17 protein-coding genes are annotated in these 20051 nt (G+C 62.7%); 2 read left to right on the forward strand and 15 right to left on the reverse strand.

Annotated elements, in window-relative coordinates:
- Positions 1 to 6: 6 nt before the first annotated feature.
- From allB to AC06G8_RS18400, 15 genes are all read right to left on the reverse strand, one after another.
- Positions 7 to 1407, reverse strand: coding sequence for an allantoinase AllB (allB, locus tag AC06G8_RS18330; protein ID WP_480283500.1), 1401 nt, complete (start codon positions 1405 to 1407; stop codon positions 7 to 9).
- Between the two features lie 26 nt (positions 1408 to 1433).
- The gene (gene uraH, locus AC06G8_RS18335) at positions 1434 to 1820 is read right to left on the reverse strand and encodes a hydroxyisourate hydrolase (RefSeq protein WP_480283501.1); all 387 of its coding nucleotides are present in this window, start codon (positions 1818 to 1820) and stop codon (positions 1434 to 1436) included.
- 64 nt (positions 1821 to 1884) lie between these two features.
- Positions 1885 to 2391, reverse strand: a complete 507-nt coding sequence (gene uraD / locus AC06G8_RS18340; protein ID WP_480283502.1) for a 2-oxo-4-hydroxy-4-carboxy-5-ureidoimidazoline decarboxylase — start codon at positions 2389 to 2391, stop codon at positions 1885 to 1887.
- Positions 2388 to 2870 (reverse strand): nucleoside deaminase, encoded by a 483-nt coding sequence (locus tag AC06G8_RS18345; RefSeq protein WP_447665315.1) that lies wholly within the window; start codon positions 2868 to 2870, stop codon positions 2388 to 2390. The genes uraD and AC06G8_RS18345 overlap by 4 nt, the downstream gene beginning before the upstream one ends.
- 60 nt (positions 2871 to 2930) lie before the next feature.
- The gene (locus AC06G8_RS18350; RefSeq protein WP_480283503.1) at positions 2931 to 3575 is read right to left on the reverse strand and encodes a (2Fe-2S)-binding protein; all 645 of its coding nucleotides are present in this window, start codon (positions 3573 to 3575) and stop codon (positions 2931 to 2933) included.
- Entirely contained in the window at positions 3565 to 5880 is a 2316-nt protein-coding gene (gene pucD, locus AC06G8_RS18355; protein ID WP_480283504.1) for a xanthine dehydrogenase subunit D, read from the reverse strand. The genes AC06G8_RS18350 and pucD overlap by 11 nt, the downstream gene beginning before the upstream one ends.
- A gap of 331 nt (positions 5881 to 6211) precedes the next feature.
- Entirely contained in the window at positions 6212 to 7117 is a 906-nt protein-coding gene (locus tag AC06G8_RS18360) for an FAD binding domain-containing protein (protein WP_480283505.1), read from the reverse strand.
- Positions 7118 to 7206: 89 nt separating this feature from the next.
- Positions 7207 to 8136: an ABC transporter permease gene (locus AC06G8_RS18365; protein WP_480283506.1), complete on the reverse strand. Its 930-nt coding sequence runs from the start codon at positions 8134 to 8136 to the stop codon at positions 7207 to 7209.
- Between the two features lie 25 nt (positions 8137 to 8161).
- Positions 8162 to 9703, reverse strand: coding sequence for an ABC transporter permease (locus AC06G8_RS18370; protein WP_480283507.1), 1542 nt, complete (start codon positions 9701 to 9703; stop codon positions 8162 to 8164).
- The gene (locus AC06G8_RS18375) at positions 9700 to 11286 is read right to left on the reverse strand and encodes an ABC transporter ATP-binding protein (RefSeq protein WP_480283508.1); all 1587 of its coding nucleotides are present in this window, start codon (positions 11284 to 11286) and stop codon (positions 9700 to 9702) included. Before AC06G8_RS18375 ends, AC06G8_RS18370 begins: the two co-directional genes overlap by 4 nt.
- A gap of 106 nt (positions 11287 to 11392) precedes the next feature.
- Positions 11393 to 12535: a BMP family ABC transporter substrate-binding protein gene (locus tag AC06G8_RS18380; protein ID WP_447665308.1), complete on the reverse strand. Its 1143-nt coding sequence runs from the start codon at positions 12533 to 12535 to the stop codon at positions 11393 to 11395.
- Positions 12536 to 12867: 332 nt separating this feature from the next.
- The gene (locus AC06G8_RS18385; protein ID WP_480283509.1) at positions 12868 to 13590 is read right to left on the reverse strand and encodes a nucleotidyltransferase family protein; all 723 of its coding nucleotides are present in this window, start codon (positions 13588 to 13590) and stop codon (positions 12868 to 12870) included.
- Positions 13587 to 14681, reverse strand: a complete 1095-nt coding sequence (locus AC06G8_RS18390; protein WP_480283510.1) for an XdhC family protein — start codon at positions 14679 to 14681, stop codon at positions 13587 to 13589. Before AC06G8_RS18390 ends, AC06G8_RS18385 begins: the two co-directional genes overlap by 4 nt.
- A gap of 114 nt (positions 14682 to 14795) precedes the next feature.
- Entirely contained in the window at positions 14796 to 16406 is a 1611-nt protein-coding gene (locus AC06G8_RS18395) for a PucR family transcriptional regulator (RefSeq protein ID WP_480283511.1), read from the reverse strand.
- Positions 16407 to 16542: 136 nt separating this feature from the next.
- The gene (locus tag AC06G8_RS18400) at positions 16543 to 16734 is read right to left on the reverse strand and encodes a hypothetical protein (protein ID WP_480283512.1); all 192 of its coding nucleotides are present in this window, start codon (positions 16732 to 16734) and stop codon (positions 16543 to 16545) included.
- 187 nt (positions 16735 to 16921) lie between these two features.
- On the opposite strand from AC06G8_RS18400, the gene metE reads away from it, so the two are divergent.
- Together metE and AC06G8_RS18410 are read left to right on the forward strand one after the other, a co-directional pair.
- Positions 16922 to 19249 carry a 5-methyltetrahydropteroyltriglutamate--homocysteine S-methyltransferase gene (metE, locus tag AC06G8_RS18405; protein ID WP_480283513.1) on the forward strand — a complete coding sequence of 776 codons (2328 nt, stop codon included), beginning with the start codon at positions 16922 to 16924 and terminating at the stop codon, positions 19247 to 19249.
- Positions 19250 to 19494: 245 nt separating this feature from the next.
- Positions 19495 to 19812 carry a hypothetical protein gene (locus AC06G8_RS18410; protein WP_021880059.1) on the forward strand — a complete coding sequence of 106 codons (318 nt, stop codon included), beginning with the start codon at positions 19495 to 19497 and terminating at the stop codon, positions 19810 to 19812.
- Positions 19813 to 20051: the final 239 nt, after the last annotated feature.

The raw sequence follows: 20051 nt of genomic DNA on the forward strand, positions 1-20051 counted from the left end.
CATCCATCAAGCCTTGCCGGCATAGCTGCCGAGACCGGCGCGTATTCTCGCCCCGCCGCCGGGCAGAACGCCGCTCTCCAGGGAATAGACATGTTCGCCCCGCAGCAGCGTCCCGGCCACCCGGCAGCCGAATTCCATGCCCTCGTACGGACTGTGGGGATGCAGGTACTGCAGATGCCTTTTCTCGAGCGTATAGGGATGCTCCATGTTCACCAGCGCCAGATCGGCGTCAAGTCCGGGAACGATGCCGCCCTTGGCCGCGAAGCCGAAGCGCGCTGCCGGCGCCTGCGACAGCACCCTCGCTACAAGTCCGGCAGGCAGCCCCCTTTTCCGCACGCCTTCGTGGAGCAGCAGCTCCATCGTGCTCTGGGCGCCGGAGATGCCTCCCCAGCCGTCAAAGAAGCTCAGTCCCGGAGCTTCCTTCAGCTCGAAGGGAGAGGGGGAATGATCCGAGGCGACGAGATCGATCTTGCCCGCGGCAAGCTGCTCCCACAGACGGTCCCTGCTCTCGGCGTCGCGCAGCGGGGGAGCGCATTTGGCGACGGCTCCAAGCCTCGCCATATCCTCCTCGGTCAGCATGAGATAATGCGGACATGTCTCCACCGTGACGTCCATCCCGCTCGTCTTGGCGCTGTGGATCAGCTCTACGGAATCGGGGTGGCTGATGTGCACGAAATGGAGGCGGCAGCCGGTCCTGCCGGCGTAGAAAAGCGCCCGGTTGACCGCCTCGAGCTCCGCGATCGGCGGCCTCGACGCCGCAAAATCGAGAGCGCCCGTACGCCCTTCGCGCCGCATGGCATCTCCGAGAGCCGTCGTCATGCTGTCGTTCTCCGCATGCAGCGCCAGCACCCCGCCGAAAGAGGCGATCCGGCGCATTCCTTCATACAAGGTCCAGTCGTCGGCTTCGACGAAGCGGCCCTCGCCTTCGCCGCCCGGCTTGGAGACGAACGCCTTGAAGCCGACGACGCCCGCCTCGGCCATCGGCTCGAGCTCCTGCAGCTTGCCCGGCACAAGCCCGCCCCAGAAAGCGTAATCGACCGCCGACCTGCCCGCGGCCGCCTCCGCCTTCAGCGCCAGCGCCGCGGTGTCCACCGTCGCGGGCAAGCCGTTCAGCGGCATGTCCGCATATGCGGTGAAGCCGCCGGCAGCCAGCGCCGCGGAGCCGGTCGGAAACCCTTCCCAGTGGCCCATGTTCGGCTCATTGAAATGGACATGGACGTCGATACCGCCGGGCATGACCAGCAAGCCCCCGGCGTCGATGATTTCCGCTCCGGCCGCTTCCAGCCCGGTTCCGACTGCCGCGATCCTGCCGCCGCAGATGCCGATGTCCGCCTGCTGCGGCTCGTCATGGCCGGGCAGCGCGACAAGGCCGCCGCGCACGATCTTTTGGAATCCGCGTTCTTCCATCCCATCCGCCTCTTTTCGTTTGATGGTCAGCTTCCTCTATAGCTGCTGTATCCGCCAGGAGCGACGAGCAGCGGAACATGGTAATTTCCGCCCGAAGCCGTCACGGTGAAGCGGATCGGAATCTGCTCCAGAAACCGCTCCCCGGCCGCTCCAGTCCCTTCTTCCAAACCTTGCGCCGACGGCTCCAGGGATCGGAAGTAATCGCCTGCGAAAAACAGCAGCTCGTAAATGCCGGGCGTCAACGCTTCGCCTTCGAGCAGAGGCTGATCCAGCCTTCCGTCCTCGTTCGTGGCGTTTTCATGAAGGATGCCTTTGCCGCCGGCACCCGCCAGCCGTACAAGCTGCAGCTTCATGCCGGCGGCCGGGCCGCCATGGGCCATGTCCAGCACATGGGTCGTCAATTTCCCTGCCATTCAAGCTCCTCCTCGATTGCCCTTGTCTCCTTGCCCGAGCTCCCTGGCTCCCGGGGGCCTGTCGTCATTCCGAGATCAGATCAGCGAGCCGGAAGCCGGTAATGCGCGCGATTTCCCGCAGCGCCTGATCCAACTCCTCTCCGCGCTCCCTGGCCGCGCGCTCGGTCAGCGAAGAGAGGATGTCGTCCTTGTTCTTGCCCCGCACGGCCAAAATGAACGGAAAGCCGAAGCGGCCGACATAATCCCGGTTCAGCGAGCTGAAACGCTCGTATTCCTCCGCGCTCAGGCTGTCCAGACCCGCTCCCTTCTGCTCCGATACGGACAGGTCGCTCATCGCCAGCTTCGTGCCGAGATCGGGATGGCAGCGCAGCAGCGCCAGCAGCTTCTCTTCCGGCGCGCTCCGCGCGGCATTCACCATCGCCGCATGCAGCTCCTCCGCGGATTCGAACGGCCGCAGCGGCTCGACCGCCTCGGCTACCCAGGGAGAATGCTCGAAGATGCCGCCGAGAGCTTCCACGAAGGATGCGGCCGGCAATCCGTTCAGCTGTTCCATCGTCCACTCCGCGCTCACGACCAGTACCCCTCGTGGACGGCGACGACCGCTTCCTCGATTTCGGGGAACGGGCCGATGACCGTCACCGGCTTGCTTCCGGCTGCGAACACTTCCCGGCACGGCAGATCGAGCGTCGGATTCTGCTCGTCGTCGCCGGTCATTTCCAGCAGCCGCTTCTCGCTGATGCCGTAGACGACCGTCCCGAGATTGCCCCAATAGATCGATCCCGCGCACATGGCGCAGGGCTCGACCGTCGTGTACATGACGCAGTCCCACAGGAACTTCCTGTCATAGACGGCGGAGGCCCTCTCCATCAGCGTCGTTTCCGCATGTCCGGTGCAATTGCTCTCCGTAATCTCGATGTTGCCTTGCTCCAGCAGCACACGGCCTTCCTTGTCGACCAGAATCGCTCCGAACGGCGTGTTGCCCGCCGCCCTCGCCCGCTTCGATACTTCGACTGCACGCTGCAAATAAGGCAGATGGTCTCTTGGCTCCATTCCTTTTCATCTCCTGACTTCTCTATCGTTATAGGGCTGGTCTGCCCTTCCGGCTTGGGGCTATTCGGCGGGCGGTATCTCACCCTGTCCTTCCGAGGCTCTGCATACCGCCCGGAATATGCTTCCGTACCCGGTGCAGCGGCAAATATTGCCTGCCAGCGCCTCCTCCGTCTCCAAACGGCTCGGGCACGGATTATGCTCCAGCAGCGAAGAGACGGAGATGACCATTCCCGGCGTGCAGTAGCCGCATTGAAAGCCTCCTTCTTGCAGAAAAGCCGCCTTGACCCGGCCGGCCCGCTCTCCCTGCAGCCCCTCGATCGTCACCAGATCCGCGCCGCTGCATTGGTAAGCCGACAGCAGGCAGCTGTTGACCGGCTCTCCGTCCAGCAGCACCATGCAGGCTCCGCATCGTCCGATCTCGCAGGAGCGCTTAGTCCCCGTCAGGCCCAGATCCTCCCGCAGCACCGTGAGCATGCGGCGGGCGGGCCATGTCCCGATCGTCCGCTCTTCGCCGTTGAGGCGGAAAGTCAGCTCGAACGGCGGCTCCCCGCCGCCTTCCTCCTCCGCCGGCTCCGGCATGGAAGGCGCCGGCCGCCCGCTCTGTTCCGCTATCCGTTCATCCTGGATCGATGCCGCCGCCGAATGCCTTTTGAGCTCCAGCTTCGCCTCGCCTTCGGGATACCTCGGGCTGTTATTATCCGGCATCCGCTCCGCCTCCTTCCGCTTCCGCTTGCGTCTCTCCCAGGAAAGCTCGCTGGAGCAGCTCCGGCTGCACCGGAAGCTTCCTTGCTCTGATGCCGGTCGCTTGCCGGATCGCAGCCGCGATGGCGGGAGCGAGCGCGACCGAGCCGATCTCCCCGACTCCGCGGGGACCGTAGGCATCGTCCTCCGGCAGCTCCTCGATGGCCTCCACCGTCAACCGCCCGCTGTCCGCCGCCGTCGGCACGAGATACGTATCGAGATTGCGGGTCAGATAACGCCCCTCTTCCATGACGGCATCCTCGCTCAGCGCGAAGCCTAGCGCCATCGAGGCTCCTCCTTCGATCTGCCCGAGATAGCCTTGCGGATTGGCGACGGGGCCGGCGGCTACGGCGTGGTACTGGTCGGTCACCTTGACCCGGCCGGTCAGCAGGTCGACCTCCACCCGCGCCGCCACGGCGGCGTAAGTGTAGAGGAAGTGGGCTCCGACATGCTTTTTCGTCGTGACGGGATAATGGAACGTCGTCTCGCAGCGCAGCGTCCGGCCCGACGCGCAGAGGCGCTGCGACAGCTCCCGGTAAGACAGGATCAGACCGCCCTGCCGATCGCGGACTCCTCCCTCGCCGGTCTCCAGCTCATGCGTCTCGAGGCCCGAAGCATCGGATGCCTCTTCCTTGAGGCGCCGCGTCAGCTCCGGATGCAGCCTGCGCAGCGCCATCCACATCATGCTCGTCGCCCTGGAGGCCGTGCTGGAGCCGCTGTTCGGAACCTTGTCGGTGTCCCCGATGACGATGCGCACGTCGGCGGCCCCGAACCCGAACTGCTCGATCAGCATCCCCTGAAGCGTGGCGATCAGTCCTTGGCCGAATTCCTCGTAGCCGAAAACCGCCTCGATCACGCCATCCTCCGCCAGCTGCAGAATGCCTCCCGCCGGATCGGGAATGCCATAGCCGAGACCGGCTCCGTGCATCGTGATCGCGGCTCCGACGCCGGTCCGGATCCACGGCTTTTTGCCGAGGCTGTAATCTTTCCGCTCCAGCGTCTGCCTGCGCTGCCTCCAGAGCGGGCTGCGCTCCAACGCTTCCCACACCTGCCGCGCCCCGTCCGTCTGCGCGATCGGCTGGCCGAGCGGTCCGGGATCCCCCGTCCGGCGCATGTTGAGCCGCCGGAACTCCCATGGATCCATTCCATGCAGCTCCGCCAGCTCATCCATCTGCCCCTCCAGGGCGAAGATGGCCTGATTGCCGCCAAAGCCGCGGAATTCCCCGGATACGCCGTTATTCGTATAAACCGCCGAGCCCTCCACATCGAGGTTCGGATGAAGATAAGGTCCGATGACATGCTCGGTAGAGAAATTGAGCACCTCGGCTCCCAGCGTGGCGTAAGCCCCCGTATCGGATAAAATGCGCGCCCGGTGGGCCAGCAGCCTGCCGTCCTTCCCGATGCCCGTCTTCATGGAGATGATCATCGGATGGCGCTTCAGCCCGGCCCGGACGGACTCCATGCGGGAATTGTGCAGGCGCACCGGCCGGCCCGTCGCCAGCGCGAGCAGGCAGCCGTAAGGCTGGACGTTCAGCTCGTCCTTGCCTCCGAAGGAGCCGCCGATCGGGCTGGATACGACGCGGATCCGCTCCTCCTCCCAGTTCAGGATGCGCGCCAGCTGCATCCGGTCCATCAGGCCGTGCTGAGTCGCCGAATACACGGTCAGCCTGCCATCCTTCTCCGGAATGAAGAGGCCGCCCTCGGTTTCCATGTAGGTATGCATCTGGCGGGGAGTGGAGTAGACGTTCTCGACGATATGATGGCATAAGGCGAAAGCCGCCTCCGCATCCCCCGTCTTGTATTCCGTCCGATGCAGCAGATTGCCGTCCTCATGCAGGCGCGGGGCCTCCTCCTCGAGAGACTGCACAGGATCGCTCAGCACCGGCAGCGGCTCGTAGTCGACCTCTATGAGGGCGAGCGCGGCTTCCGCGAGCTCGTCGCTGTCCGCGGCGACCGCCGCCACAGCGTCCCCGATATACCGGACCCGGTCCTCGCAGAACACGGGCTGATGGGGAAAAGCGATGCCGAACCGGTTCAGGCCCGGCACATCCTTATGGGTAAGCACCGCATGCACGCCGGGCAATGCCAGCGCCTTGCCGATGGAGACCGACTTGATGGCCGCATGGGGATGAGCGCTTCGGAGCACGCGTCCGCACAGCGCGTCCGGAAGTTGCATGTCGGTCAAATACGTCAGCCTTCCGTTCACCTTGTCCGGACCGTCCGGCCGGGTCCGCCAGCGCTCTCCGCTGGACTCACGGTCAAGTATCATCGCGTCCCTCTCCTTCCGGTATCGTAAAATGGATCGCTAGACTGTGGAGCGGGCAGCCCGAACTCCGAAAACGGATGGCTCCTCCGATTCTGGAGCGGGCAGCCCGAACTCCGAAAACGGATGGCTCCTCCGATCGCTGTTGAAGACGGATTTCTTGATTTCCCACCCTTGATAAGGGGAAATCCGTCTTCAAAGGCGAACGCTGCCGCTTCTCCAGAGCACATCCGTTTTTCTCCGTATCCTTTCTCCAGCAGTTGCGGCTGCAAGCTCTCCGTACGAGCAGCGGCTTCGCCCGCTGCCCGCCACCCACATTTTCGGCTGAAGCCGGAAGTCAGCTTCCGCTCCAAGCCTCCCACACCGCTGCCGCAGCAAGATTGGCCGCCGTCCGCCGCCGGTAATCGGCATCCGCGAAGACGTCGCCGGCAGGCAGGAACTCGGCCAGCGCCGCAGCATGGACGGCAGCGGCGGCTTCGGCCACGCTCGCGCCGCCCGCAATGGCGCCGAGAGCGGCCCGCTCCGCGAGGCGGAGCCGCTGCGGGATGCAGGAGCCGCCGCCGGCGGCAAGCCGCAGCGCGGGCTGTCCGCCCTGCTCCGGCAGCATCGTTCCCGACGCGGCGAAGCTGACGAGCGACGGAGTGAACGACTCGCGGCGCCCGACCTTGCGCCAGCAATGCCAGCCGCCCGCAGCCTGCGGCTCCGCCCGGCTCTCCCGAAGCCGGATTCCGGCCAGCAGCCGCCGTTCCGGCTCCGCCGAGGAGCGGCGCTCATCGAGCCATTCATCGAGCGGCTGCTCGGCCAGCCCGGCTCCGTCGTACCACAGGAGTGCGGCTTCCAGCGCCAGCAGCGCCGGAAGCGAGTCCCCGATCGCGGAGGCGGCATTGCCGCCCAGCGTGCCGAGGTTGCGGATGCCAGGACCGCCGATCGTGCCGACAGCCTCATGCAGCAGCGGCCAGCGCTCGCGGATGGGCGCAGAACGCTTTACGGCTGCAAGCGTGGCCTGCGAGCCGACAAGGACCCCTTCGGAATCTGACGCGATGTCCGCTAGCCCGGGTATTCCTCTCAAATCCAGCAAATACGGCGGAAGCGGCGCCCCGTTTTCCCACTGCGTCCGCAGCAGGGATCCCCCGGCAACCGGCACGGCCGCCGCTTCCCGGCCAGCCCGGAGCAGCCAGGCTTCCTGCAGCGACATCGGCTTCAGAAGCGCCGGCTGCATGCCGGGCATGGATTGAACCGCCATGTCTTTTCCTCCTTCCGGCACGGAATGAACGCCGTGCCCCATGCATGCCTTTCGCGACCGAAGCCCCGACCCCTCAGTCCCGGACGTCCTTACAGACGCTGCTCCCGAATGTAAGGGCTGCCCAGCGCTTCGGGCGAGCCGGACGGCTTGCCGCGGTTGCGCCAGCCGAGATACATGAGCACGAGAATCGTGACGACGTACGGAATCATTTTCAGGAAATACGACGGGATTGCGGTACCCTCCAGCTGGATGCGGAAGCCGAGCGAGTCCAGCGCCCCGAAGAAGTAGGCGCACAGCAAGGCGCGCAGCGGATTCCAGCGGGCGAAGATGATGAGCGCCACGGCGATCCAGCCTCTGCCGGCCGTCATGCCTTCGTTCCAGACCGGCGAATAGACGAGCAGCAGATCCGCTCCGGCCAGCCCGATCAGGATGGCCCCCGCCGTGACGTACAGGCAGCGGGACAACTGGACGCGGATGCCCATGACGTCCGCAGTCGCCGGATTGTCGCCCATCGCCCGCAAATGCAGCCCCAACGAAGTCCGGTGGATGAGCAGATGCAGGAGGACGGCGAGCGCGAAGCTTGCCCAGGTGAACACATCCAGATGCGCGAACAAGTCGCCGAGCACCGGTACGCCGTCCAGGAAAGCCAGATTCACCTTCGGCACCGGAGCCGGCATCGGCTGGCCGCTGACCGGCTTGCCGAGGTAAGCGCTGAGGCCGGTGCCGAACAGCGTCATCGCGAGGCCTGTGACGATATGGTTGGCCCGCAGCGACACCGTCATGAAGGCATGGATCAGGCCAAGCGCAGCCGAGACGCCGGCTGCCGCCAGCAGCGCGAGTCCAAGGCTCCCCGTCCGCAGGTAGATGATGCAGGCGGTTACCGCGCCCATCAGCATGATGCCCTCGGTGCCGAGCTGGATGATGCCGGCGCGTTCGTTCAGAATTCCGCCCAGAGTCGCGATCAGCAGCGGTGTGCCGGAAGCGATGGCGGCTGCAAGCAGCATGATGAGAAAGTCCATAGGTCGATAGCCTCCCGGCGCGGTGTCAGGCGGTGCGGCGGACTCGGAACTTGGCCGCCATGTCGCCTGCGATGAGACAGAACAGGATCGCTCCTTGAATCATGGAAGAGATGGAGGAGGGCATGCCGATCGTCTGCACGCTGTAGCCGCCTACGATGAGGCCGCCGAAAAAGAACGAGGTGACGAGCAGTCCCGCCGGATGAAGCTTGGCGAGCCAGGCGACGATGATGGCGGTATAGCCGTAGCCCGGCGAGATGCCGTACATGAGCCGGTGGGCGACTCCCGACACCTCCGCCATGCCGGCGATGCCGGCCAGTCCGCCGCTGATGCCCATGACGATCAGGATATGACGGCGGATGTTGATGCCCGCTCCCCGCGCCGCATCGGGATTGGCTCCGATCAGCCTGAGCTCGTAGCCCCATCGGGTGTAGCGGATCATGACCGCATACAGGATGACGGCGCCGACGGCGAACAGCAGCCCGAGATGAAGGCGGGAATCGCCGAGCACCGGCAGCGACTGGTTGTCACCGAACATCGGCGTGCCCGGGAAGTTGAAGCCCTTGGGATCCTTCCACGGACCGAAGACGACGTAGTTCAGGCCGAGCAGGGCGATATAGTTCAGCATGAGGGAAGTGATGAGCTCGTTGACCTGGAAATACGTCCGCGGAATGGCGGTCAGCAGCCCCCAGAACGCTCCGGCGGCGATGCCCGCCGCCAGCATGCACGGAATCGACAGCCAGAGCGGCAAGCCCGGCATGTAGATCGTAACCGCGGTCGCGCCCATGGCGCCTGCGAGGAACTGCCCCTCCGCGCCGATGTTCCACACGGAGATCCGATAGGCGATCGAGACGCCTAGTCCGCACAGCAGCAGCGGAATCGCTTTGACGAGCGTTTCCGTAAGTCCGAATTCGGTGCCGAAGGCCCCACGGAACATTTTGGCGTATACGGTAACAGGGTTCATGCCGTTCGCCCCGATGAAGACGGCGCAAATGAGCAAGCCCATGAAGATGGAGACGACCGGCGTCCACCACGGCGAGCCCTTGCCCGCAGGATCGATCTCCAGCCGGAACGGAAAGCGCGGCTTATCCGTCCCGGGCGCTCCCGCTGCGCTCGAACTTCCTGGCGAGGCTTCGGGCGACCCAGCCGATCTGCCAGCCGATGCCGCCTTTATCGGAGCTGCCGGGATATAGACGATATCTCCCCCGGCGGAAGCCAGCATCTGCGCGCCCCTTGCCGGCGGCTGCTCTTGCTGCCGCTGCTCCGATGCCGCCCAGGCAGCCGCAGCACAGTTCGATTGCTCCAGCATCCCTTGCCGCCTCTGCGCCAAGTCCGATCCGCCGGTCGAAGCCTTGCTCGATTCCTCCAGCATCCCTTCCCGCCTCTGCGCCAAGTCCGATCCGCTGGTCGAAGCCTTGCTCGATTCCTCCGGCATCCCTTCCCGCCTCTGCGCCAAGTCCGCTCCGCCGGACGAAGCCATGCTCGGTTCCTCCGGCATCGCAGCGTGCCTCTGCGCCAATGCCGCCCCGGCGGCCGAAGCGCCGACAGCGATGAATTTCAGCCTGCTCATGCCAACGCCTCCTTCTTGCCGCCGTCCGGACTGCCTTCCTGCTCGGCTTCGGCGGCTGCAGCCGCTTCTCCCATCCCTGTCATGAGCATGCCGATGACCGCACGGTCCGCTTCATCATGCTTCAGCTCTCCGATGATCCGGCCGCCGAACAGAACGAGAATCCGGTCGGACAGCTGCAGGATCTCATCCAGATCCTCCGAGATCAGCAGCACGCCGCTGCCCGTTTCCCGCAGGTCCATGAGCATCCGATGCACGCTGTCCGTCGCGCCGACATCCAGTCCCTGCGTCGGATGGACGGCGACGAGCAGCTTCGGCTCCCTCGCGATCTCGCGGGCGAACAGCAGCTTCTGCTGATTGCCTCCCGACAGCATCCGGACAGGGGTATCGATGCCCGGCGTTCGGACGTCGAAGCGCTCCACCTGCTCCGCCGCCCAGCTCTTGTTGGCCCGCCCGCGCAGCAGTCCGAGACGAGAGGAGCGCTCGCTGTTCCGGTACGATTTGGCGATCAGGTTGTCCGTCAGCGCGAGGCTGCCCGCGAGGCCGCTCTTCATCCGGTTCTCCGGAATATGGGAGATTCCGGCCTCAATCGTGTCCCGCACCGAAGCGTTCCTCCATTTCTTGCCGTCGAACTCGATCTCGCCCGACTTCCACTCTTGAAGTCCGTTGAGCACCTCGGCCAATTCCTTCTGGCCGTTGCCCGCGACGCCTGCAATGCCTACGATCTCGCCCCGGTTCACCGTCAGGTCGAGTCCGTCCAGCGCCTGGCGCCCGCCGTGTCCGGCCGCCTTCAGGCTGCGGATGGCGAGCAGAGGCTCCGTTCCGGCCTCCCCGCGTTCCTTGCGCTCCAGCACGACCTCCTTGCCGACCATCAGGCGGGCCAGCTCCCGCTCGTCCGTGTCCTCCTTGGCGAGCGAGGCGATCATCTTGCCCTTGCGCATGACCGAGATGCGGTCGGCGACGCTCATGACCTCCTTCATCTTGTGCGTCGTGATGATGATCGTCTTGCCCTCGGCCCGCATCTGCCGCAGCGTCGCGAACAGCTGCTCCGCCTCGCCCGGCGTCAGCACGGAAGTCGGCTCGTCGAGGATGATGATGTCGGCGCCGCGATACAGCGTCTTGACGATCTCGACCCGCTGCTGCTCGCCGACGGACAGCTGCCATATCGGCCGGTCCACCGGAAACCCGAGTCCGAAACGAGCGGCAAGCTCCTCGATTTCCCTTGATTTCCGCTTCAGCCAGCCGCGCCCTCTCCAGAGCGAGCCCTTCTCTCCCAGCACCATGTTCTCCGCAGCCGTCAGCGTCTGCACGAGGCGGAAGTTCTGGAACACCATGCCGATCCCGAGCTGGGAGGCTTCCTTGGGCGAGCGGATCCGGGCAGGCTTGCCGTTCAGGCAGATCTCTCCCTCGGTAGCGCGGTAGACCCCGGAGAGCATGCACATCATCGTGCTTTTGCCGGCCCCGTTCTCCCCGAGCAGCGCATGGATTTCCCCCTTGGCCGCCTGGAAGTCCACATGGTCGTTGGCGGTCACGGAGCCGAACCTCTTTACGATTCCTCGCATGTCGACGGCTGGAATGGCATTCATCTCGGCAGTCCTCCTTCAGTAATAATCGTGGGTGCAAAAACGGCTCAGACCCCTTGGGGACAAGGGATCTGAACACGCCTGCTCCGGTTCGGATTATCGGTTGTCCTTACTTCGGAATCGTTCCGTCGACACCTTTGACGAGCCAATCCATGGCGAGAATCTCGTCGAGGCTGAGCGACTTGCCTTGCTCGACCTTGGCCGCTCCGGACTGATCGGCGATCGGACCTGCGAATACGTCCAGCGTGCCGTCCAGCAGCTTGGCTTTGGCATCCTCGACCAGCTTTTTCACCTCGTCCGGAATCTTCGCTCCCAGAGGGGCGAGGCCGACCATGCCGTCCTTCATATCGCCCATGTACTGATCGCTCTTCCACGTTCCGTCCATGACGGACTTGACGACCTTCGTATAATACGGACCCCAGTTCCAGGTCGGGTTGGTCAAATAGTTGTCCGGCGCAAACCGGCTCATGTCGGAATCGTTGCCGCCTGCGAACGCGCCCCGCTCGGCCGCCGCTTGGATCGTAGCCGGGGAATCCTGGTAGGCGAGCAGCACGTCCGCGCCTTTGTCCAGCAGGCTGACCGCCGCCTGCCGCTCCGCCGTCGGATCGTACCAGGTATTGGACCAGATGACGCTTACCTTGGCGTCGGGGTTGACGCTTTGCGCTCCGAGGGCAAAGGCGTTCAGGTTGTAGATGACCTCCGGAATCGGGAACGCCCCGACGTATCCGATGAGGTTCTTTTTCGTCATTTTGCCGGCTGCGATGCCGGACAGGTAGCTGGCTTCATAGTTGCGTCCGAAGTAGGTGCCCATATTGTCCGCCGTCTTATAGCCCGCCGTATGCTCGAAAATCACTTTCGGAAACTTCTTCGCCACGTTCAGCGTGTAGTCCATATAGCCGAAGCTGGTCGTGAAGATGATGTCATGGTCCTGCGCCAGCTCAGTGATGATCCGCTCGGCGTCCGCGCTCTCCGGGACGTTCTCGACGGTATCCGCCTTGATGCCGGTCTGCTCTTCCATATACTTGCGGCCTTTGTCATGCTCGTAGGTCCAGCCGCCGTCTCCGGGAGGCCCGATGTAGACAAATGCGACGCGAGGCTTCTCGATCGCCGGCTTGGCGCTCCCGCCCTCCGCCGTCCCTGCATTTGCCGCCGTGCCGGAATTCGAGCTCGAGCTGTTCCCGCATCCTGCCGTCACAAGCATAAGTGCCATCAACATGACCGTCGCTGCTTTGAACGAAATGACCCTCTTCATCTCTTATCCTCCTTCAGATCGGCTGCCTGGCCCGGGGCCGCGGCAGAGGCTTTCTGATCCCAACTATAAGATTCATGTTTCAGTTGCGTCAATTAACCTTACATACATTTGGAATCAAGGCTGGTTTGTATCGGTTTTCATTGTGCATGATGCACGAACAGGAGGCGGAAATGGTGCCGGGCGCTGCGCTTCGACTTGTCTCGCGTAACATGAATGTCACCTTTTCATCAGGCTGGCCGATCCTCCCCATGTCCTGCCTTTCCGCAATCAAAAAAAGACCCGAGCCTCCGAAACGGAGATTCGAGTCTTCTGTCCTATGGAAAATGCTGTACCTATGGCAACTGCGTGCTCCGGTCCGCCGCCGGCTTGCGATTCAGCCATGCCTCGCGGATCGTCTCCAGATCCTCGGGAGTATCTGCATCGTATAGGCTGCTTTCCGCCACATCCCCGAGGATTTCACCCCTGAAGCCCGCGCCGGCGAACAGCTGACGCGCCCCGCGGTCTCCTTCCAGCCTGGCCAGCGCGGAGAACATGGAGCCGCGCATGATCGCCGGCGGCATCGGAACGCCCTGCAGGCCGCATGCGGCCCAGTCGAGCTCCGGATTTCCAAGCAGGGCATCCGCCAGCCTGGCCAGCAGTCCGGCGTCGACGAGCGGCTGATCGCCGAGAGCGACCAGCACCGCATCGGGCGGCTCGCCGCGAGCACCGTCATTGGCCGCCGCCAGGCCGCAGCGCAAGGAATGTGCCATGCCCAGCGAGGCATCGCGGCAGGCCACGATCTCCACCGCCGCATTGCCAGCCGCTTCGCCGCGCCCATCCGGCAGCCAGGAGCAGTCGTCGTCCTCCCGCACGACGACAAGCACGCGCTGCAGTCCCGCATCCGTCATCGTCCGAACCGCAGAAGAACCGAGCGGCGTTCCATCCGGCAACAGCTGCCGCAGCTTCGGGGCTCCCATCCGGCGGCTGAAGCCCGCAGCCAGGCAGATTCCCGTTATTCTCAGCGGACGGTTCATCCCAAGGGTTTCCCTTTCTTCCGCATCTTCTCCCGCTGTCATCCTATCCTTCCGGGCCGAACCGGGCAGGCGAAGCCGGCTTCTCCTCCGGCTGAGCCAAGCGCAGCCGCCTCTCTGTCTCGAGGAAGAGGGACAAGCGAATGCCGCGGACGAATGGAGGCCCTTGCTGCCGGCTTCGCATCCCGCGCGGCCAGCCGCCGCACGGCGATCAGCTCGGCAACGACGCTGACCGCGATTTCCTCCGGACCGTCCGCTCCGATGTCGAGACCGACCGGCGCGTAGACGGGAGCTGCGGGCAGAAGGCCGTCAAGCAGCGCCGCCACCCGCTTGCGCGAGCCCAGAATTCCGATATATCGCAGCGGGCAGGGAGCGAGCAGCTCCAGCATCGCCCGATCCCGCTGAAGCTGATGGCTGCAGATGAACACATAATCGGCAGGACAGACGTTCAGCTTCCGCAGGATGGAATCCGCCGTTCCGAGCGCCAGCTGCGCTTCCGGAAACCGCTCCGCCGTGCAGAGCTCTTCCCGCCAGTCGGCCACGGCAATGCGAAACCCGGCCGCTTCGGCCAGCCGCGCAACCGGAAGCGCATCGGCTCCGGCTCCGAAGATGATCAGGCGCGGGCGGGCATGAATCGGAAAAGAATAGATTCCAGCTCCATCGCTCTCGACTCTAACGCCGGAAAAGCTCGAAGCTTCAAGCAGCCGGTATTCGATCATCCGCCCTTCCGGCTCAAGCACCCGCTCCAAATGCACGGCCGTCTCGCCGCTATGGGCCGCAGCCCTCCGGATGCAAGCGGCCAGCTCCCCTTCCACTCTTTCCAGGAGGACGGTCACCGTTCCGCCGCAGCCGATCGCCTCGCCCCACATCAAGTCGTCGGGCGATTCCATTTCGTACAGCACCCTTTCCCAAGCCGCTTCGGGGGACGAGGAGCCCATGTCCAGCAAAGCCTCGGCCCTCGCCTCGAGATCGGCCTCCAGGCAGCCGGGGCTGAGGCTGCCGCGCTTCCAGCCCCCTCGGCCCAGCAGCATGCAGGCTCCCGGCTTGCGGTAGGAATGTCCCCTTGCCTCCACAATCGTCGCCAGGACAGCCGGACGCTCGCCATCCCAGGATGAAAACACCACATGCGCATCCATGAGCATCCCTCCTCTTAGTCCTCCCCGACAACCATTCCATGCGGAACGTTCGCGGTTATCCCTTCCGGCCCTCTCCCTATTTCCTTCCGGCCGATCGCAGCGCCGGCCCTCTCTTTATTTCCTTCCGGCCGATCGCAGCGCCGCAGCCGGCTCCTCTCCTTTCGCTGACATGCCGCGCAGCTGGAAAGCCAGCTTCAGCCGCAGCAGATCGTCCGTCTTCTTGAGATCGACCTCTAGCAGCTCGCTGATCTTATCCATCCGGTAGGAAGCCGTGTTCCGGTGGATGTAGAGCTTCTTGGCCGTCTCGCTCAGCTGGCCGTCGTTGTCGAGGTAAACCTCCAGCGTCCGCAGCATTTCCTGCCTGTATTCCGGTTCTTTGCGCAGCAATCCGCCCAGCACCCGGTCGCAATAGGCCGTCATCCGCTCTTTCGGGCAATGCTCGAACAGATAGGCGAGCTCCAGCCTCCGGTAGGGCACGACGGGATCCGGCACTCCCCATTCGGCGGCAAGCCGCAGCGTCTCCTTGAGCTCCATCCATGCCGAAGCAAGCGACTGCTCCCCGCTCCTGCGTCCGCCTATGGCCGCTCTCGCGACGCAGCCGGCCGACTTGCGCAGATTGCCGGAGCATGCCGCGAGATGCTCCGCCAGCTCATCGGCTCCGGCTCCAACGGGAAACAGCGACAGGACGCCCTCTTCCATATCCAGATGAAGGGCTCCCAATGCCGACAGGACGGGATGGCTCCCGTATTCCTGGCGGATCCTCTCCATCCTGGCGCTGCGACCGGCAGCGTCGGAAGTTCCGCCCGGCGAGGTCAGAACCGGGATGTACGCTCCTTTCAACACGGGATTGCCGAAGCTCTCTCCGTAGGCGGCGAGCTCGGCGGGAGGCAAAACGCCCGCTAGACAGGCTCGGATCTGGTCCTCGTACTGCCTGCTGCGGTTGTCCGCGGATTGAATTCGCGCTTCCATCTGATAGGCGATCAGCTCCGCCGCCTGATGGAACAGTCCTTCTTCAAGCGTCGTGAAGAGAGGCTCGCCCGTGACAAAGCAGGCGTATCCCGCCGGCTTCGCCCCGCTGAGGAGAGGCACGCGATAGCATTGCCAGCCTTCCCCTTTCACCCAGGGATGCCGCCCCGTCCATGGCCATGCCCGCAGAAGGCTTTCTTCCGGCACGCCGCTGTTGTTGAACAGAGCTCTGCCTTCCCCGCTGACGACCGCGAGAGGATAGCCGACAACTCCGCTGATTTCCTCGAACAGCTGGAGAATGGGATCGCTTTGGAGGGCGAAGCGCATGAGACGCTTCTGCTTTTCCATCGCCGCCTGAAGAGCTTTCGTGCTTCGCTGCATTTCGGCCCTGTAAAGCCCGTTCATTTGATCGGAGAAAGTGAATTCGTACGGAAGCTGAATGAGGGGAAAGCCAAGCTTGTCGGCCATGAGGATAAGCGCGGGCGGAATCTGCTCCCAGAATCGGCCCAGCTTGATGCCGAGTCCGGAAGAGCCTCTGCGGTTCAGCTGCTCCAGCAGCCCCGCTCCGCCTTGAGGGTCGTCCTTGATCAGATAGCCTGTCGTGAACAGCATCTCGCCGTCCTTGATCCAGTCCCAGATATCCGGGGCGTCCATGACATTGACGGATTTGACGATACGGTTTTTCCCGGCTGCTCCCGCAACGAGCTTTCCTTCTGAAAGGGGATATACGGACAGCGCATCTTCGACGGTCAAATGCATTCGGATTCCTCCTCGCGCTGGCTTGATTCGCTCTTTGTGTTAGGTTATCTATCATTATATGTTGAGATCATCCATCCAACAATCCTTTTTTATTTGCTCTTCCGTCATCTCCCTCCCTATATATCTGACATCAAATTTACATGTGAGCGGCCAGCTTTCCTTTTGGCTTTTTCCTCTTTGACTTTTTTCCTTTATGGCTTTTTCCTTTATGGCTTTTTTCCTTTATGGCTTTTTTCCTTTCAACTTTCTTTACCTTTCGCTTTTCTTCCCGTTTCCCTTTCGGTTCTCTTTCGGTTCTTTTTCCATTCTCTTTTGGTTCTCTTTCCATTCTCTTTTGGTTCTCTTTCGGTTCCCTTTCCATTGAACTCCAGGCTTCGCTTCACGAAAATCGGCTATAACCGCAGAGCATGGCCAGCTATAGCTTATAAGCCTTAGTCTATAACCGAGCAATCGTGTTATGTTTCGTTTAAGGCAAGATCAGGACCGCCGCACATTTATTTTCGGGAGGATACGGAATGAACGCGATCAGCAGCAGCTTGGGCTATCCCAACATCGGGAACAAGCGTGAATGGAAGCAAGCGCTGGAGGCATTTTGGGCCGGCAAAATCGAAGAGGGTGAATTTCTCTCCCGCATGGAAGAAATCCGGATCGGCCGCCTGCGCCGCCAATCGGAGGCAGGAATCGGTCTCGTGCCGGTAGGCGACTTCACTTTCTACGACCGGGTGCTCGACACGTCAGCCATGTTCGGCCTTATTCCAGCACGCTTCGGCTATCAGGACGGCCCTGTGACGAACGATCTGTATTTTGCCATGGCTCGCGGCAGAAAAGACGCTACCGCTTGCGAGATGACAAAGTGGTTCAATACAAACTATCACTATATCGTTCCCGAGCTTCAGCATGCGGAAGCCAAGCTTGTGCGCAACTACCCGCTGGAGGCTTATCTCGAAGCGAAGGAAAAGCTCGGCCTGCAAGCCAAGCCGGTGCTGATCGGTCCCTTCACTTTCCTCAAGCTGTCCAAAGGCTACACAGCCGGCGAGTTCGACAGCTGGATCGCCAGGCTGGTCCCTCTCTACGGCCGCGTGCTCGCGGAGCTTCGCGATGCCGGCGCCGAATGGGTGCAGATCGACGAGCCGTCCGTCACGGGCGAGCTGGATACGGCGGATTGGAAGCGGCTGGAGAGCATCTACAGCGAGCTCGCCGCCGCCGCTCCGGAACTGAAGCTGATGCTCCAGACCTACTTCGATGCGCCTGCCGACTATGCCGCGCTTACCGCGCTTCCGGTCGCCGGCATCGGCCTGGACTTCGTCCATGACCGCGGCGTCAACCTGCAAGCTCTCCTCTCCGGCGGATATCCTTCCGGACGCGTACTCGGAGCGGGCATCATCGACGGTCGCGGCATCTGGAGAACCGATCTGACCAAGGCTCTGGCGCTCGTGGAGAAGATCGCTTCCGTCGTCCCTTCCGATCGTCTCCATATCCAGCCGTCGTGCAGCCTGCTGCATGTGCCCGTCAGCCTCAGCGGTGAAACCGGCCTTCCGGCAGGTCTGCGGGGAGCTCTCGCCGGCGCGGATGAAAAGCTGGAGGAGCTGACGCTTCTGACTGCTGCAGCTGCCGTCGGCTCCGCCGGGCTTGGCAACCCGCAGCTTGCCGGCGCAGAGCGCATCCGGGACGGCCTGGCGGCCAACCGCGCGGCGCTTGAAGCTCTCGAAGCCCTGCCTGAGCGCCATAACGCCGCTGTGCGCGAAGAAGCGAAGCGGCTTGCAGCGGCACGCACATTCCGTTCCAGCAGCTTCTCCGACCGCCGGCCGGTCCAGCAGAAGAAATGGCAGCTGCCCTTCCTGCCGACGACGACGATCGGCAGCTTCCCGCAGACTGCCGAAGTCCGTTCCGCCCGGGCGCGCTGGCGCAAAGGCGAGCTGCCTGATGCCGCCTATGAGGCCTTCATCCGCGAAGAAATCGCCAAGTGGATCTCTGTGCAGGAGAATATCGGCATCGACGTGCTCGTTCACGGCGAATTCGAACGTACGGACATGGTCGAATTTTTCGGCGAGAAGCTGGAAGGCTTCGCTTTCACCCGCAATGGGTGGGTCCAATCCTACGGCTCCCGCTGCGTGAAGCCGCCCGTCATTTACGGCGATGTCCGACTGACGAAGCCGATGACGGTCAAGGAAACCGTCTATGCCCAATCTCTGACGAGCCATCCGGTCAAAGGCATGCTTACGGGTCCGGTCACGATCCTCAATTGGTCGTTTGTCCGCCACGACTTGCCGCGCACGGAGGTTGCCTTCCAGATCGCCCTGGCGCTGCGCAAGGAAGTCGAAGCTCTGGAAGCGGCAGGCATCGGCATGATCCAGGTGGATGAGCCCGCCCTGCGCGAAGGCCTCCCTCTGAAGAAAAGCCTTTGGCCCGAAGAGCTCGAAGCGGCCGTGGACGCTTTCCGCCTCGTCACGACGGGAGTCCAGGACGAAACTCAGATCCATACGCATATGTGCTACTGCGAATTCTCGGATATCATCGACACGATCCGCGATCTGGACGCCGACGTCATCTCGATCGAAACGTCGCGCTCGCATGGCGAGCTCATCCACAGCTTCGAGGAGAACACGTACGGCAAGGGAATCGGACTCGGCGTCTACGACATCCATAGCCCGCGGGTTCCTTCCACGGAAGAGATGATCGCCATGATCGAGCGCTCGCTCCGCAACCTTGATCCGGAGCTGTTCTGGATCAATCCGGATTGCGGCCTCAAAACACGGGGACGCGAGGAAACGGAAGCATCGCTCGCCCATATGGTGGCCGCCGCGCGGGAAGTTCGCGCTCGCCGCTCCGCAGCGCAACAGTAATAATTTCCCATTTTTGGTTGGGCGTACATGCTTCCGCTCCAAATAAAGAGGCTCTTTTCCATTCTCCGGCAGGAGAGAAGGAATAGAGCCTCTTTTTTGTTCTCAAATCGAATAAGTTAAAATCGCTAATTCAAAAATAAATTTTACGAATGTTGATATAAATAGTGCAAATTTCCCGATTTCTTTCCGATATAAGAGTTAATTAGGTCAATGGACTCTTACATATACAGGAGAGGGAGTTTGCTATGAGCATTACCAGCACGTATGACAAAGCCACGCATCGAATCCAAAGCAATCTGGAAACGCTGATCCGCCAGTATTTCATTGATGAATCGACCAACACGCTTCTCCCCATCCGGTCCTACACCGAGCTGAGCAGCGAAACCAAACGCCTGTACAAACCACTCACCAAAGGCGCTCTCGCCCGCCTGGCCGGGGTTCGTCCCAATGTCATCACCGAGATCTGCCATCTGCAGCGCGGAACGCTCAACATCTACCATCTCAGTTCCATCGCGGAAGCGCTTAAGATCAAGGATATCAATGAAATCATCGAACTGAAATGACTGTCCCCGCCCCCCAAAAAAAGCTCCAAGCCATTGCTCGCAATCGGCTTGGAGCTTTTTTTGGTTCGTCCAGCCATGTACAGCCGCAGCCTCTGGAGCTTCTGCAGCTTGCTTCTTCCGACAGTTGTACTTGTCCTTTGACGACTACCTGCCCCGCTTGAAGCATCTCCCGCTTCGCTGCCACTAGAGCATCAAGCAATGAAGACGGTTCCGGCGAGCTGGCCGCATTCTTGCACAAA

It is taken from the genome of Paenibacillus sp. SJS-P3 (assembly GCF_056711585.1).

Coding starts and splice junctions, on each gene's coding strand:
- allB (WP_480283500.1), bottom strand. CDS start 1,407: ATGGAAGAACGCGGATTCCAAAAGATCGTGCGCGGCGGCCTTGTCGCG.
- uraH (WP_480283501.1), bottom strand. CDS start 1,820: ATGGCAGGGAAATTGACGACCCATGTGCTGGACATGGCCCATGGCGGC.
- AC06G8_RS18345 (WP_447665315.1), bottom strand. CDS start 2,870: ATGGAGCCAAGAGACCATCTGCCTTATTTGCAGCGTGCAGTCGAAGTA.
- AC06G8_RS18350 (WP_480283503.1), bottom strand. CDS start 3,575: ATGCCGGATAATAACAGCCCGAGGTATCCCGAAGGCGAGGCGAAGCTG.
- pucD (WP_480283504.1), bottom strand. CDS start 5,880: ATGATACTTGACCGTGAGTCCAGCGGAGAGCGCTGGCGGACCCGGCCG.
- AC06G8_RS18360 (WP_480283505.1), bottom strand. CDS start 7,117: ATGGCGGTTCAATCCATGCCCGGCATGCAGCCGGCGCTTCTGAAGCCG.
- AC06G8_RS18365 (WP_480283506.1), bottom strand. CDS start 8,136: ATGGACTTTCTCATCATGCTGCTTGCAGCCGCCATCGCTTCCGGCACA.
- AC06G8_RS18370 (WP_480283507.1), bottom strand. CDS start 9,703: ATGAGCAGGCTGAAATTCATCGCTGTCGGCGCTTCGGCCGCCGGGGCG.
- AC06G8_RS18375 (WP_480283508.1), bottom strand. CDS start 11,286: ATGAATGCCATTCCAGCCGTCGACATGCGAGGAATCGTAAAGAGGTTC.
- AC06G8_RS18380 (WP_447665308.1), bottom strand. CDS start 12,535: ATGAAGAGGGTCATTTCGTTCAAAGCAGCGACGGTCATGTTGATGGCA.
- AC06G8_RS18385 (WP_480283509.1), bottom strand. CDS start 13,590: ATGACAGCGGGAGAAGATGCGGAAGAAAGGGAAACCCTTGGGATGAAC.
- AC06G8_RS18390 (WP_480283510.1), bottom strand. CDS start 14,681: ATGGATGCGCATGTGGTGTTTTCATCCTGGGATGGCGAGCGTCCGGCT.
- AC06G8_RS18395 (WP_480283511.1), bottom strand. CDS start 16,406: ATGCATTTGACCGTCGAAGATGCGCTGTCCGTATATCCCCTTTCAGAA.
- AC06G8_RS18400 (WP_480283512.1), bottom strand. CDS start 16,734: ATGGAAAGAGAACCAAAAGAGAATGGAAAAAGAACCGAAAGAGAACCG.
- metE (WP_480283513.1), top strand. CDS start 16,922: ATGAACGCGATCAGCAGCAGCTTGGGCTATCCCAACATCGGGAACAAG.
- AC06G8_RS18410 (WP_021880059.1), top strand. CDS start 19,495: ATGAGCATTACCAGCACGTATGACAAAGCCACGCATCGAATCCAAAGC.